The sequence below is a fragment of the Pseudomonas sp. FBCC-B545 genome (genome assembly GCF_059134095.1).
Genome location: NZ_CP101441.1, coordinates 4,483,977 through 4,498,339, shown reverse-complemented (window position 1 = coordinate 4,498,339; position 14,363 = coordinate 4,483,977). Strand labels below are relative to the sequence as shown.

Here is a 14,363-nt window from a genome sequence, read left to right as displayed (position 1 = left end):
GCACGGCATCCTCGGTAGTGTTTACCTGATAAACGGCCGCTACCCGCCAGGCCGATACAACACAAGGAATGTATGCATGTGGCGTGAAATTGCCCCCGACCAGCAGTACAACGTGCAAGTCGACGGCCACAACCTCGTGGTCTACAGCTTCGGCGAAGGCGATGAGGTGCTGCTGTGTCTCAACGGCGGGCCGGGCCTGCCGTGTGACTATCTGCGCGACGCCCATGGCTGGCTCAAAGCGCATAACCTGCGAGTGGTTGCATTCGACCAGCTTGGCACGGGCGCATCAGCCAGACCGACCGATGCCGCCCTGTGGGAAATCCGCCGTTATGTCGAAGAAGTCGAGACCGTGCGCCAAGCCCTGGATCTGGGCCGCGTGCATTTGCTCGGGCACTCCTGGGGCGGTTGGCTGGGTATCGAATATGCCATCCATTACCCCGATGCCCTGAAAAGCCTGATCCTGGAAAACACCGTCGGCGACATCCCGCATTTGTCCCAGGAACTTGAACGCCTGCGCGGCGCCCTGGGCAGCGAAACCGTGGCCATGATGCAACGCCACGAAGCCATGGGCACCCTCGATCACCCGCAATACCAGGCTGCCATCACCTTGCTCAACTATCGTCACGTGTGCCGCCTCGACCAATGGCCGGAGCCGCTCAAGCGCTCCCTGGACGACTGGAACATGGGCCCCTACGAAACCATGCAAGGCCCCAACGAGTTCCTCTATATCGGCAACCTCAAGGACTGGAACCGCCTCGAGGAAATGGCCGGGTTCAAGATGCCGATCCTGATCACCACCGGCCAGCACGACGAACTCACTCCCGCCTGTGCCATGCGCATGAAGCTGGCGGCCCGACATGCCCAATTGCATGTATTCCCCAACAGCAGTCATATGCCGTTTTACGAGGAGCCCCAGGCGTACTTTCCGGTGCTGCTGGACTTTCTCGCTCGCCACCGAGGCTGAAGAATGAACCTGGCGCGTTACCGTTTTGTCCTGTCCCGGCCGCTGCAACTGCTGCCGGTGCTGTTTGGCATCAGCCTGATTACCTTTGTGCTGGTGCGCTCGATTCCTGGCGACCCGGCGCGGGCGCTGCTGGGCTCACGCAGCACGCCGGATGCCCTGCTGAAAATCCGCGCCCAGTTCGGCCTCGACCAGCCCTTGTGGCTGCAATATTTCTACTTCCTGAAAAACTTGCTCAAGGGCGATCTCGGCCAATCGCTGCTGTACAAGGTCGATGCCTTGAAACTGATTGTGACCCGCATCGAGCCGACGCTGGTGCTGGTGCTGGGCAGCGTGGTCTTGGCGTTGCTGATCGCGGTACCGTTGGCGACAGTGGCGGCACGCAACAAAGGCGGTTGGGCGGATAACCTGATCCGCGTCTTTACCACGGTCGGCCTGGGCATGCCGGCGTTCTGGCTGGGGCTGATGCTGATCCTGCTGCTCAGCGTGCAATGGGGTTTGTTCCCGGTGTCCGGCTACGGTCGCACCTGGCTGGACAAGGCGCACCATATGGTTTTGCCCTGCCTGACCATCGCCCTGGCGTTGGCGGCGGTGCTGGTGCGCAACCTGCGCGCGAGCATGCTGATGGAGTTGCAGGCCGATCCTGTTACCGCCGCCCGAGCGCGGGGCCTGTCGGAGGCTGCGGTGTTTCGTCGACATGTGCTGCCCAACTCCCTGGTGCCGGCGGTCAACCTGCTGGCGGTCAACATTGGCTGGCTGATCAGCGGCACGGTGGTCATCGAAAGTCTGTTCGCTATCCCGGGCATCGGCCAGTTGCTGGTGCGCGGCATCTTCACCCGTGACTACATGGTGGTGCAGGGCGTGGCGATGGTGCTGGCGTGTGCCACGGTGGTGGTCAATTTCATCGCCGACGTGGTGACGGTGGCCCTCGACCCGCGGGTGAAGATGCAATGAGCAGCCGCCCTCTGATTGCCCCATGGCGCTTGCGCCTGCGCTTTGGCTTTCGCAACGGGCGACTGACCGCCGCGTGGGGCCTATTGATCCTGTTCGCATGGCTGGCCCTGGCGCTGTTTGCGCCGTGGATCGCACCTTTTGATCCTATCGCGCAGAACACCGACATGAGTTTGCTGGCCCCCAGCCTTGCACATCCGTTTGGCACCGATAACTACGGCAGGGATATCCTTTCGAGGGTGATCTGGGGCGCACGCATCGATCTGCAACTGGCGGTTGTCGGGGTGATCTTCCCGTTCATCATTGGCACCTTCATCGGTGCGGTGTCCGGTTATGTCGGCGGGCGTTTCGACAGCATCTGCATGCGTGTGATCGATGTGGTCCTGGCGTTTCCGTTCCTGGTGCTGATGCTGGCGATCATGGCCATCCTCGGGCCGGGCTTGAAGAGTTTCTATATCGCCATGGCGTTGGTGGGCTGGGTGTCGTATGCACGGCTGATTCGCTCGCAGATCCTGGTGCTCAAGGAAAGCGAGTTTGCCTTGGCCGCCAAGAGCTGGGCTTTGGCCATGGGCGCATTCTGTTCCGGCATTTGCTGCCCAACGCGCTGTTTGGCTCCATCGTATTTTCCATGTCCGACGCAGTGTTGGTGCTGCTCAACGGTGCCGCCGTGAGTTACCTGGGCCTGGGCGTGCAACCGCCTACCGCCGAGTGGGGGACGATGGTGGCCGAGGGGCAAGCCTTTATCACCACCGCCTGGTGGATCTGTACGTTCCCGGGCCTGGCCATCGTGACCCTGGCCATGGGTTTCAGCCTGTTGGCTGATGGCGTCGCCCAAGTGTTGGGGGATCGCTCATGAGCCTGCTGCAAGTACGCGACCTCAGCGTGATCGCTAATAACGCCGGGCGCGATGTCACCCTGGTGGATCGTGTGTCCTTCGACCTGGCCGAAGGTGAAATCCTCGGCTTGGTGGGCGAGAGCGGGTCCGGCAAGACCATGGCCTGTCGTGCCCTGATACGCCTGCTGCCATCGCCTGACCTGCGCGTGCAAGGCACCGCCGTGAGCTTGGCCGGCCAGGACCTGTTGCAGCTCGACGATGCTGGCATGCGCGCCGTGCGAGGCGGACAACTGGGTATGATCTTCCAGAACCCCGGCAGCCACCTGGACCCGCTGATGCGCATCGGCGAGCAGATCGCCGAGGGCATCCGCCTGCATCAAGGCGCATCGAAAAAAGACGCACGCTTGCAGGCCATTGAGGTGCTGCGCCAGGTTGGGATCCCTGACCCGCAGGCGCGGGTCGACAACTACCCCCATGAGTTTTCCGGTGGCATGCGCCAGCGCGCGATGATTGCCGTGGCCCTGGGCTGCAACCCCAAAGTGCTGATCGCCGATGAGCCGACCACGGCCCTGGATGTCACGGTGCAGGCGCAAATCCTGCGCCTGTTGCTCGACCTGCGTGACCAGCGTGGCCTGTCGATCATCATGATCACCCATGACCTTGGCGTAGTGGCGCAGACTTGCGACTCCATCGCGGTGATGTACGCCGGGCGCCTGTGCGAGCATGGCAGCAAATACGAGCTGCTGGCGCACCCGCAACATCCGTATACCGCTGGCCTGATCGATTGCCAGCCGGCCCACAGCAGCGGCCATGCCTTGTTGCGCACTATCCCCGGCCAGCCGCCGTTGCTGGATGCATTGCCCGATGGTTGCCGCTTCAACCCGCGCTGCCCCCAGGCCGGTGCCTTGTGTGCCGAGGTGTTGCCCCAGGGCGCACGCGTGGCCTGTCACTATCCGTTGGGAGGGCGACCATGAGCCTGTTGCAGATCAAGGACCTGGAGGTGCGCTTTGCCGCGTCCGGCACTGGCCTGTTCGGCCTCAACAAGCAATGGGTGAGGGCGGTGAATGGCGTCTCGCTGAATCTGGCCGCCGGTGAAACCCTGGGTTTGGTGGGCGAATCCGGCAGTGGCAAGAGCACCCTGGGCCGGGCGATTCTGCACCTCAACCCGATCAGCGCCGGGCAGGTGCTGTTTGACGGTGTCGACATGGCCCATGGCAGCGCCATCGACATCGCCCGCCTGCGCCATGAAACCGCGATGATTTTCCAAGACCCCTACGCTGCGCTGAACCCACGCCAGAGCATCGGCGAGATCATTGCCGAGGTGCTACGCGTGCAGCGCAAGGTGGCGGTGGCGCAGATCCCGGCGCGGGTCAATGAGCTACTGGAACTGGTTGGCCTGCGCCCCGAGTTGGCCACGCGCAAACCTGGCTCACTCAGTGGCGGCCAGTGCCAGCGCGTCGGCATCGCCCGGGCGCTGGCGGTGGAGCCACGCCTGATCATCGCCGATGAGTGCGTAGCCGCGCTGGATGTGTCGATCCAGGGCCAGATCATCAACCTGCTGCTGGAACTGCAACAGCGCATGAACCTGGCGATCCTGTTTATCGCCCATGACCTGGCCATCGTACGGCGACTGTGTGACCGCGTGGCGGTGATGTACCTGGGCAAGATCGTCGAGGAAGGGCCGGTGGAGGCGGTGTTCACCGCACCGCGTCATCCGTATACAGCGGCATTGATCGAGGCGATTCCCGAGATCGATCCGCATCGGCCGTTGCCCGCGCAGCCGTTGCCCGGCGAGCCGCCGAGCCCGCTGGATTTGCCTGCAGGTTGCGCCTTTCATCCACGTTGCCGGCATGCCCGAGCGATGTGTTCGGTGGTGTTGCCGCCGACCCATTTCCTGCACGAGCATCGGTACAGTTGCGTGCTTGAAGAACCTTTGCTTTGACCCTCTGCCATTCATTAACAAGGAGTTGTGATATGCAATCGCGCCACTTGAAATTGCTCGCCGCCGCTACGCTCACCGCTTGGTCGCTCACCGCTGGCCTGGCCCAGGCCGCCGGCGTCCTCACCATCGGCTGTCGTGAAGACAGCACCACCTTTGACCCGATCAAAAGCGCGCAAAACCGCGACACCTGGGTGTTTGCCAATGTCTACGACACCCTGGTGCGCGTGGATAACCTGGGCACCAAGATGGAACCGGGCCTGGCCGAAAGCTGGGAGATTTCCAAGGACGGCCTGACCTACACCTTCAAACTGCGCGAGGCGAAGTTCTCCGATGGATCAAAGATCACCGCCGCCGATGCGGCGTTCAGCCTGCTGCGCATCCGCGACAACAAGGCGTCGTTGTGGAGCGACCCGTTCAGCCTGATCAACACCGCCAAGGCCAGCGATCCGAAGACCCTGGTGGTGACCCTGAAAACCCCTGCGGTGGCTTTCCTCTCGCAATTGGCGTCGCCGACGGTGTCGATCCTGTCGGAAAAAGCCATGACCACCCTGGGCGAAGACGCCTACTCGGAAAACCCGGTGACTTCCGGTGCGTTTACCGTGGAAGAGTGGCGCAAGGGCGACCGGGTCATCCTCAAGAAAAACCCGAATTTCTGGCAGGCCAGCAACGTCAGCCTCGACGGCGTGGAGTGGGTGTCGGTAACCGATGACAACACGCGCATGCGCATGGTGCAGAACAACGAACTCGACACGGCGATCTTCGTGCCGTTCTCGCGGGTTGAAGAGCTGAAGAAAGATAAAAATGTGGTGATCCACTCCGACCCGTCCACACGTGAAGATCACCTGTTGATCAACCACGAGCACGGCCTGCTGGCCAAGCCGCAAGTGCGCGAAGCCCTGGACATGGCCATCGACAAGCAATCGCTGGTGAAGACCGCCACATACGGTCAAGGCACTGTGGCCTATTCCTACATTCCAAAGGGCTCGCTGTATCACTACGCCAACAACCTGCAACGCCCGTATGACCCTGCTGCGGCCAAAAAGCTGCTGGAAGAGGCCGGCGCCAAGGACTTGAAGCTCAACTACGTGGTCAACGCCGGCAACGAGGCTGACGAGCAGATTGCGGTGATCATCAAGGACCAGCTGGCCAAGGTCGGCGTGACCGCCAACCTGCAAAAGGTCGACCCGACCCAAAGTTGGCAGATGCTGGTGGACGGTGAGTACGATATTTCGGTGATGTACTGGACCAACGACATCCTCGACCCGGACCAGAAGACCACCTTCGTCCTGGGCCACGACACCAACCAGAACTACATGACCCGCTACAAGAACGACAAGGTCAAGGCGTTGGTCGCGGCTGCACGGGTGGAGGCTGACCCGGCCAAGCGCGAGCAGATGTATGTGGAGTTGCAGAAGCTGGCGAAACAGGATGTGAACTGGATTGACCTGTACTACAGCCCGTATATCAACATCTCACGCAAGAATGTGAGCAACTTCCTGCAGAATCCGTTGGGCCGTTTCACCCTTGAAGAGGTCGTGAAAAACTGAGTTCCAGAGAACACCACAATACAAATGTGGGAGGGGGCTTGCTCCCGATAGCTGAGTGTCAGTCAATGCATTTATTGGCTGACCCACCGCTATCGGGAGCAAGCCCCCTCCCACATTTAATACTTATGTATGTCTATTATTGCGCGTCAAACGCCTGCCCATTGATGCCGGCACTGTCCGGCCCCATCAGGTACAGGTACACCGGCATGATCTCTTCCGGCGCCGGCCGTTCCATCGGGTTCTCCCCCGGATACGCCTGGGCCCGCATGCTGGTGCGTGTGCCGCCGGGGTTGATGCTGTTCGAGCGTACTGCCGCCACATCCTCAAGCTCATCGGCCAGGGTCTGCATCAGCCCTTCGGTGGCGAATTTCGACACACCATAGGCGCCCCAATAGGCGCGGCCCTTGCGCCCGACGCTGCTGGAAGTGAACACCACCGATGCATCCTGGGACAGCTTGAGCAACGGCAGCAAGGTGGCGGTCAGCATGAACATCGCGTTGACGTTCACATGCATCACCCGCATGAAATTCTCGCCGGACAACTGCTCGATGGGCGTGCGCGGGCCAATGATCGAGGCGTTGTGCAGCAGGCCGTCGAGGTGGCCGAATTCCTTTTCGATCATCGCCGCCAACTCATCGTACTGATGGGGCAGGGCGGTCTCCAGGTTGAACGGGATCACCACCGGTTGCGGGTGACCGGCGGCTTCGATCTCGTCATAGACCTGGGCCAGGTTGGCTTCGGTCTTGCCCAGCAACAGCACGGTAGCGCCATGGGCGGCATAGGTCTTGGCGGCTGCCGCGCCAATCCCGCGACCGGCGCCGGTGACCAGGATGACTCGGCCGTTGAGCAGTTCTGGAGGTGCGGAGTAATCAAACATAAATAGCCTCGACAGAGTTTAGCGGGTGATCAACACTTGGCTGGAAAACACTGAAAATCCCCTGTGGGAGGGGGCTTGCTCCCGATTGCGGTGGTTCAGCAATAAATGTGTTGAATGACACACTGCAATCGGGAGCAAGCCCCCTCCCACATTGGATCTACATGGATCAGTAAGATCGGCAAGCCATCAGCAACTGCACAGCGCGTTATCCAGCACTTTACGCAGCTCCAGCGGGTGGTCCACCACCACATCCGCACCCCAGTGACGTGGGTTGTCATCCGGGTGGATATAGCCGTAGGTCACCGCCGCCGTGCGGGTACCGGCGCCGCGACCAGACTCGATATCGCGCAGGTCATCACCTACGAACAACACACTGGCCGGGTCCAGGCCGAGCCTTTCGCACGCAAGGATCATCGGCTCGGGGTCCGGCTTGCTGTTTTTCACGTGGTCTGGGCAGATCAGCACAGCCGAGCGCTCGGCCAGACCCAGTCGCTGCATGATCGGTTCGGCAAAGCGCACGGGCTTGTTGGTGACCACGCCCCAGATCAGCTTGGCTTTCTCGATGTCTTCCAGCAGCTCAGCCATGCCGTCGAACAGTTTGCTGTGAACTGCACAGTCCTTGAGGTAGCGCTCGAGGAATTCCAGGCGCAGTGCTTCAAAGCCGGGTGATTCCGGGTCCATCGAGAAAGTCACCGCGACCATTGCCCGCGCACCGCCAGAAATCTCATCGCGGATATGCTGCGGGTTTATCGGTTCCAGGCCCCGGTCGGCGCGCATGGCCTGGCAGATGGCGATAAAGTCCGGCGCGGTATCCAGCAGGGTACCGTCCATGTCAAAGAGAACCGCTCGCAACTTCACAGGCTTACTCCTCGCGCAGGGTCTGGATCATGTAGTTGACGTCAACGTCGCTGGCCAGTTTGTAGTGCTTGGTCAGCGGGTTGTAGGTCAGGCCGATGATGTCCTTGACGGTCAGGCCAGCCTGGCGGCTCCACGCGCCCAGTTCGGAGGGACGGATGAATTTCTTGAAGTCATGGGTGCCGCGGGGCAGCAGCTTCATGATGTATTCGGCGCCGATGATCGCGAACAGGTAAGCCTTGGGGTTGCGGTTGATGGTGGAGAAAAACACCTGGCCGCCGGGCTTGACCATGCGGAAACACGCACGAATCACCGAGGACGGATCGGGTACGTGCTCCAGCATCTCCAGGCAGGTGACCACGTCGAACTGCTCGGGCATTTCCTCGGCCAAAGCTTCGGCGGTGATCTGGCGGTATTCCACGCTCACCCCGGATTCCAGCTGGTGCAACTGGGCCACGGCCAGGGGCGCTTCGCCCATGTCGATGCCCATCACCGTGGCGCCGCGCTGGGCCATGGCTTCGCTGAGGATGCCGCCGCCGCAACCGACGTCCAGCACTTTTTTGCCGGCCAGGTTGACGCGTTCGTCAATCCAGTTGACCCGCAACGGGTTGATGTCGTGCAGGGGCTTGAACTCGCTCTCGCGGTCCCACCAGCGGTGGGCCAGGGCTTCGAATTTGGCGATTTCGGCGTGGTCGACGTTGCTCATGGTCAATCCTCTAAATCTGATAAATCGGTGGGTCGGTGCTGAGCGCATGGGCTCAGTACCTTCGTTATTCGCTGTGCCCGCTGATGCGTTGGCCCCAGGCAATGGCCGTGGCGGTCAACTGTTGTTCATCCATGCGGGTCAGTTGCCGATCGACGAGCAATGGCTTGCCGGCGACCCAAAGGTGTTTCACGCAATCGCGCCCGGTGGCATATATAAGCTGTGAGACCGGATCGTAGATCGGTTGTTGCGCCAGCCCCGACAAATCAAAGGCGACCATGTCTGCTGCCTTGCCCAACTCCAGCGAGCCAATCTGGCTTTCCAGGCCCATGGCCCGCGCACCGTTGAGGGTCGCCATACGCAGGGCGCGGTGCGCATCCAGGGCGGTGGCCGAACCGGCGACGGCCTTGGCCAACATCGCGGCGGTGCGGGTTTCGCCCAGCAGGTCCAGGTCATTGTTGCTGGCGGCGCCGTCGGTGCCGATGGCCACATTGACCCCTGCCTGCCACAAGCGCTCCACCGGGCAAAAGCCGCTGGCCAGTTTCAGGTTCGATTCCGGGCAATGGATAACACTGGTGTTGCTTTCTACCAGTAAAGCCAGGTCATCCTCGCTGATTTGGGTCATATGAACGGCCTGGAAGCGCGGCCCCAGCAAACCGAGGCGACCCAGGCGCGCCAATGGCCGCTCGCCGGTCTGCTCCACGGCTTGCTGCACTTCGAAGGCGGTTTCATGCACATGCATATGGATCGTGGCGTCCAGCTCCTCGGCGACCACGCGGATTTTCTCCAAATTGGCATCGCTCACGGTGTAGGGCGCGTGAGGGCCAAAGGCGATCTTGATGCGCGGGTGATGCTTGAGGTCGCCGAACAGCTCGATAGCCTGGCGAAGCGCCTCGTCGGCGCTGCTGGCGCCGGGAATCGGGAAATCGAGGATCGGCATCGCGATCTGTGCACGCATGCCGCTGTTGTGCACGCAGTCGCTGGCGACCTTGGGGTAGAAGTACATGTCGCAAAAGCAGGTGATGCCGCCCTTGAGCTGCTCGGCGATGGCCAGGTTGGTACCGTCGCGCACGAAGGCTTCATCGACCCACTTGGCTTCAGCGGGCCAGATGTGTTTTTCCAGCCAGGTCATCAGCGGCAGGTCGTCGGCCAGGCCACGGAACAGGCTCATTGCTGCATGGCCGTGGGCGTTGATCAAGCCGGGGCTGAGCAGCATGCCGGGCAGCTCGCGCACTTCCTTGGCCGCAAGCTTCAACGCCGCCGCCCGCGGGCCGATAAAGGCAATGCACCCATCGCGGATGCCCAGGCCATGCTCCTTGAGCACCACGCCAGCAGGTTCGACGGGTACCAGCCAGGTCGGCAGCAGCAGCAAGTCGAGCGGGGCGGCAGAGGTGGTCATCGCAGGCTTCTTCCCAGGCAGCTATAAAAGAAGGGCGAAGTATACCCGAGCGTCCTGGCTGGCGGATCGCTATAATCCGCGGCTTTTGTTCATGAGTGCGGGGTAAGGGATGCGCGACCGACTGTTGGCTGCAGAGAACGTGAAGGCCATCGATTGGCGTGATGGCGCGCTGTATCTGCTCGATCAACGTGTTTTGCCGTCCCAGGAAAGCTGGGTAGCCTGCCGTACCGTAGAGGCAGTGGCCGATGCCATCCGCTCGATGCTGGTACGGGGCGCGCCGGCCATTGGCATCTGCGCCGCGTATGGTTTGGTGCTGGCTGCCCGTGAGCGCATCGCTCAAGGCGGTGACTGGCAGGCTGCCTGGGAAGAAGACTACGCATTGTTAGCCGATACCCGACCTACTGCGTCGAACCTGTTCTGGGCCTTGCAACGCATGCGCGACCGCCTGGACCGCCTCAAGAAGCACGCCGATCCGCTGGCGGTGCTGGAAGCCGAAGCCATTGCGATCCATGAAAGCGACCGGGAGGCCAATTTCGTTATGGCCCAGCTAGGCGTGGAGCGGATTCGCAAGCACCAGGGCAACGCCCAGGCGATCCTGACTCATGGCAATACCGGCGCTTTGGCCACGGGCGGCGTCGGCACGGCCCTCGGGGTCATTCGCGCAGCGTTCCTTGAAGGGTTGGTCGAGCAAGTCTATGTCAACGAGACCCGGCCCTGGCTGCAAGGCTCGCGGCTGACTGCCTGGGAACTGGCGGGCGACGGCATCCCGGTGACGGTGAATGCCGACTCGGCGGGGGCGCATATCCTCAAGACCAAGGGCGTGACCTGGGTAATTGTCGGCGCCGACTGCATTGCCGCCAATGGCGATGTGGTCAGCAAGATTGGCACTTATCAGCTGGCCGTCTGCGCCATGCACCACGGCGTGCGCTTCATGGTGGTGGCTCCGAGCTCGACCCTCGACCTGATGATGGCTACTGGCGATGACGTTGCGCTGGAGGCGCGTGATCCCGGCGAGTTGCTGGAGGTGATGGGGCAACGCTTGAAGGTAGATGCCATTAATCCGGTGTTTGATGTCACCCCGGCTGACCTGATTGACGTGATCGTGACTGAGAAGGGCGTGGTCGAGCGGCCGGATACTGCCAAATTGGCCAGGTTGATGTGCCGTAAGCGGCTGCATTGAGGGCTGTGGTGCCTGTGAAATAGCTATCGGGGGCAATCCCCCTTCCACACTTGGATTGTGAACACAGTCAAAATGTGGAAGGGGGCTTGCCCCCGATTGGCCCTTAAAGTCAACAAAGCCTCCGATCCAGCCTCAAAAAAAAGCACCACCCCATCTCTGAGCCCCTCTCGTCGCCCTCAAGCCTGTCATCCGTCAAATTACTAGTCTCCATGCGCATCAGGGGGATAGGTGCGTGGCGGCGATTGTGATAACATCCGGCGGTTTCCAGGGCCACCTCGAGGGGTTGCCCATAACGTGCAGATCCGTGTCATAACTCGTTGATTTGTCGTAAGTCGTTGTCAGGCACTGTGCCGGCAGCGGCGAGCTTCGTTCGTCCCATATGGATGCGACGAAGTTTCACCCGAAAAAGGAATCAGGCTTCTCATGGGCGAACTGGCCAAAGAAATCCTCCCGGTCAATATCGAAGACGAGCTGAAACAGTCCTACCTCGACTACGCGATGAGCGTAATTGTCGGTCGGGCACTGCCTGATGCGCGCGATGGCTTGAAGCCCGTGCACCGGCGTGTGCTGTTCGCGATGAGCGAGCTGGGTAACGACTGGAACAAGCCGTACAAGAAATCTGCCCGTGTTGTCGGTGACGTGATCGGTAAGTATCACCCTCACGGCGACACTGCGGTGTACGACACCATCGTTCGGATGGCCCAGCCGTTTTCCCTGCGCTACCTGCTGGTAGACGGCCAGGGCAACTTCGGTTCGGTGGACGGCGACAACGCCGCGGCCATGCGATACACCGAAGTGCGCATGACCAAGCTGGCGCACGAGCTGCTGGCCGACCTGCATAAAGAAACCGTGGACTGGGTGCCGAACTACGACGGCACCGAAATGATCCCGGCCGTCATGCCCACCCGCATCCCCAACCTGCTGGTCAACGGTTCCAGCGGTATTGCTGTGGGCATGGCCACCAACATCCCGCCGCACAACCTCGGTGAAGTCATCGACGGTTGCCTGGCCCTTATCGACAATCCGGAGCTGACCGTCGATGAGCTGATGCAATACATCCCGGGCCCGGACTTCCCGACCGCCGCGATCATCAACGGTCGCGCCGGCATCATCGAAGCCTACCGCACCGGTCGCGGGCGCATTTACATGCGTGCCCGCTCGATGATCGAAGACATCGACAAGGTCGGTGGCCGCCAACAGATCGTCATCACCGAACTCCCGTACCAGCTGAACAAGGCGCGCCTGATCGAGAAGATCGCCGAGCTGGTTAAAGAGAAGAAGCTCGAAGGCATCACCGAGCTGCGCGACGAGTCCGACAAGGACGGCATGCGCGTAGTGATCGAGCTGCGTCGTGGCGAAGTGCCTGAGGTGATCCTCAACAACCTCTACGCCCAGACCCAGCTGCAAAGCGTGTTTGGTATCAACGTGGTTGCACTGATCGACGGCCGCCCACGCATCCTGAACCTCAAGGACCTGCTGGAAGCCTTCGTACGTCACCGCCGCGAAGTGGTGACCCGTCGTACCGTGTTCGAACTGCGCAAGGCTCGCGAACGCGGGCACATCCTGGAAGGCCAGGCCGTTGCGCTGTCGAACATCGATCCGGTCATCGCCTTGATCAAGGCCTCGCCAACCCCGTCGGAAGCCAAGGAAGCGCTGATCAGCACGCCTTGGGAATCCAGCGCCGTGGTGGCCATGGTTGAACGTGCCGGCGCCGACTCGTGCCGTCCAGAGACCCTGGACCCACAGTACGGCCTGCGCGAAGGCAAGTACTTCCTGTCGCCGGAACAGGCCCAGGCCATCCTGGAACTGCGTCTGCACCGTCTCACGGGCCTTGAGCACGAGAAGCTGCTGGCCGAGTACCAGGAGATTCTCAACCAGATCGGCGAGCTGATCCGCATCCTCAGCAGCGCCGTGCGCCTGATGGAAGTAATCCGCGAAGAACTGGAAGTGATCCGCGCCGAATACGGCGACGTGCGCCGCACCGAAATCCTCGATGCACGCCTCGACCTGACCCTGGGTGACATGATCCCGGAAGAAGAGCGTGTGGTGACCATCTCCCACGGCGGCTATGCCAAGACTCAGCCGCTGGCTGCGTACCAGGCCCAGCGCCGTGGCGGTAAAGGCAAATCGGCTACCGGCGTCAAGGATGAGGACTACATCGCTCACCTGCTGGTCGCCAACAGCCACACTACGCTGCTGCTGTTCTCCAGCAAGGGCAAGGTGTACTGGCTGAAAACCTACGAGATCCCGGAAGCCTCCCGCGCCGCCCGTGGTCGCCCACTGGTCAACCTGCTGCCGCTGGACAGTGATGAATACATCACCACCATGCTGCCGGTCGAGGAGTACACCGAAGGTCACTTCATCTTCATGGCGACCGCCAAGGGCACCGTGAAGAAGACCCCGCTGGAATCCTTCAGCCGTCAACGCAGCGTGGGCCTGATCGCCCTGGAGCTGGACGAAGGCGACGTACTGATTTCCGCCGCCATTACCGATGGCGAGCGCGAAGTCATGCTGTTCTCCGACGGCGGCAAGGTCACCCGCTTCAAGGAGTCCGACGTGCGTGCCATGGGTCGTACCGCCCGCGGTGTGCGTGGTATGCGCCTGCCAGAAGGGCAGAAGCTGATTTCGATGCTGATCCCGGAAGAAGGCAGCCAGATCCTCACCGCTTCCGAGCGTGGTTATGGCAAGCGCACCGCCATCAGCGAGTTCCCGGAGTACAAGCGTGGCGGCCAAGGTGTGATCGCCATGGTCAGCAACGACCGCAACGGCCGTCTGGTCGGCGCGGTGCAGGTGCTCGATGGCGAAGAGATCATGCTGATTTCCGACCAGGGCACCCTGGTGCGTACCCGCGTGGCTGAAGTCTCGAGCCTGGGCCGTAACACCCAGGGCGTGACGCTGATCAAGCTGGCCAAAGATGAAAAACTGGTCGGTCTTGAGCGTGTGCAGGAGCCTTCGGAAGTTGAAGGTGAAGAGCTGGAAGGCGAGGAATTCGACGGCGAGGTAATCGCAGCCGGCGATGACAACGTCGACGAGCCAACCCTCGATGCTGCCGCAGACGAAGAAGAACCGCAGGAATAAGCGGACACACAGGGGGCGGATGAAGATTCGCCCCC

At 61.5% G+C, this 14,363-nt stretch carries 11 protein-coding genes and 1 pseudogene; 8 read left to right on the top strand and 4 right to left on the bottom strand.

From position 1 onward, the window contains the following. The first annotated feature begins 76 nt into the window (after positions 1 to 76). The 6 genes and pseudogenes from NMB39_RS20790 (at position 77) to NMB39_RS20765 (ending at position 6,236) form a co-directional block, all read left to right on the top strand. The gene (locus NMB39_RS20790; RefSeq protein WP_046071532.1) at positions 77 to 964 is read left to right on the top strand and encodes a proline iminopeptidase-family hydrolase; all 888 of its coding nucleotides are present in this window, start codon (positions 77 to 79) and stop codon (positions 962 to 964) included. Positions 965 to 967: 3 nt separating this feature from the next. Further along, a complete protein-coding gene (locus NMB39_RS20785) occupies positions 968 to 1,915 on the top strand; it encodes an ABC transporter permease (RefSeq protein ID WP_043047456.1) in 948 nt (315 codons plus the stop codon). Then, a pseudogene (locus tag NMB39_RS20780) lies at positions 1,912 to 2,768 on the top strand (ABC transporter permease). The gene NMB39_RS20785 and the pseudogene NMB39_RS20780 overlap by 4 nt, the downstream one beginning before the upstream one ends. Beyond that, on the top strand, positions 2,765 to 3,721 hold the full coding sequence (locus NMB39_RS20775; RefSeq protein ID WP_494340128.1) for an ABC transporter ATP-binding protein: 957 nt from the start codon (positions 2,765 to 2,767) through the stop codon (positions 3,719 to 3,721). Before NMB39_RS20780 ends, NMB39_RS20775 begins: the two are co-directional and overlap by 4 nt. Next, positions 3,718 to 4,689 carry an ABC transporter ATP-binding protein gene (locus NMB39_RS20770; RefSeq protein ID WP_494340129.1) on the top strand — a complete coding sequence of 324 codons (972 nt, stop codon included), beginning with the start codon at positions 3,718 to 3,720 and terminating at the stop codon, positions 4,687 to 4,689. The genes NMB39_RS20775 and NMB39_RS20770 overlap by 4 nt, the downstream gene beginning before the upstream one ends. Positions 4,690 to 4,721: 32 nt before the next feature. Then, on the top strand, positions 4,722 to 6,236 hold the full coding sequence (locus NMB39_RS20765) for an ABC transporter substrate-binding protein (RefSeq protein WP_057022129.1): 1,515 nt from the start codon (positions 4,722 to 4,724) through the stop codon (positions 6,234 to 6,236). Between the two features lie 136 nt (positions 6,237 to 6,372). On the opposite strand, the gene NMB39_RS20760 is transcribed toward NMB39_RS20765, so the two are convergent. From NMB39_RS20760 to NMB39_RS20745, 4 genes are all read right to left on the bottom strand, one after another. After that, entirely contained in the window at positions 6,373 to 7,113 is a 741-nt protein-coding gene (locus NMB39_RS20760) for a YciK family oxidoreductase (RefSeq protein ID WP_046071538.1), read from the bottom strand. A gap of 186 nt (positions 7,114 to 7,299) precedes the next feature. Beyond that, positions 7,300 to 7,971, bottom strand: a complete 672-nt coding sequence (gene mupP / locus NMB39_RS20755) for an N-acetylmuramic acid 6-phosphate phosphatase MupP (RefSeq protein WP_124411801.1) — start codon at positions 7,969 to 7,971, stop codon at positions 7,300 to 7,302. Between the two features lie 4 nt (positions 7,972 to 7,975). Continuing rightward, positions 7,976 to 8,674 (bottom strand): bifunctional 2-polyprenyl-6-hydroxyphenol methylase/3-demethylubiquinol 3-O-methyltransferase UbiG, encoded by a 699-nt coding sequence (ubiG, locus tag NMB39_RS20750; RefSeq protein WP_003172645.1) that lies wholly within the window; start codon positions 8,672 to 8,674, stop codon positions 7,976 to 7,978. Between the two features lie 64 nt (positions 8,675 to 8,738). Beyond that, positions 8,739 to 10,070, bottom strand: coding sequence for a TRZ/ATZ family hydrolase (locus NMB39_RS20745; RefSeq protein WP_494340130.1), 1,332 nt, complete (start codon positions 10,068 to 10,070; stop codon positions 8,739 to 8,741). Between the two features lie 109 nt (positions 10,071 to 10,179). Between NMB39_RS20745 and mtnA the strand changes: the two genes are divergently transcribed. Then, positions 10,180 to 11,250 carry an S-methyl-5-thioribose-1-phosphate isomerase gene (gene mtnA, locus NMB39_RS20740; protein ID WP_464006246.1) on the top strand — a complete coding sequence of 357 codons (1,071 nt, stop codon included), beginning with the start codon at positions 10,180 to 10,182 and terminating at the stop codon, positions 11,248 to 11,250. Positions 11,251 to 11,673: 423 nt separating this feature from the next. Further along, a complete protein-coding gene (gyrA, locus tag NMB39_RS20735) occupies positions 11,674 to 14,328 on the top strand; it encodes a DNA gyrase subunit A (RefSeq protein WP_057022133.1) in 2,655 nt (884 codons plus the stop codon). Positions 14,329 to 14,363 lie beyond the last annotated feature (35 nt).

Bases quoted from the DNA above. Each gene is read 5' to 3' on its own strand.
- NMB39_RS20790 (WP_046071532.1), top strand. From the start codon at position 77: ATGTGGCGTGAAATTGCCCCCGACCAGCAGTACAACGTGCAAGTCGAC.
- NMB39_RS20785 (WP_043047456.1), top strand. From the start codon at position 968: ATGAACCTGGCGCGTTACCGTTTTGTCCTGTCCCGGCCGCTGCAACTG.
- NMB39_RS20775 (WP_494340128.1), top strand. From the start codon at position 2,765: ATGAGCCTGCTGCAAGTACGCGACCTCAGCGTGATCGCTAATAACGCC.
- NMB39_RS20770 (WP_494340129.1), top strand. From the start codon at position 3,718: ATGAGCCTGTTGCAGATCAAGGACCTGGAGGTGCGCTTTGCCGCGTCC.
- NMB39_RS20765 (WP_057022129.1), top strand. From the start codon at position 4,722: ATGCAATCGCGCCACTTGAAATTGCTCGCCGCCGCTACGCTCACCGCT.
- NMB39_RS20760 (WP_046071538.1), bottom strand. From the start codon at position 7,113: ATGTTTGATTACTCCGCACCTCCAGAACTGCTCAACGGCCGAGTCATC.
- ubiG (WP_003172645.1), bottom strand. From the start codon at position 8,674: ATGAGCAACGTCGACCACGCCGAAATCGCCAAATTCGAAGCCCTGGCC.
- NMB39_RS20745 (WP_494340130.1), bottom strand. From the start codon at position 10,070: ATGACCACCTCTGCCGCCCCGCTCGACTTGCTGCTGCTGCCGACCTGG.
- mtnA (WP_464006246.1), top strand. From the start codon at position 10,180: ATGCGCGACCGACTGTTGGCTGCAGAGAACGTGAAGGCCATCGATTGG.
- gyrA (WP_057022133.1), top strand. From the start codon at position 11,674: ATGGGCGAACTGGCCAAAGAAATCCTCCCGGTCAATATCGAAGACGAG.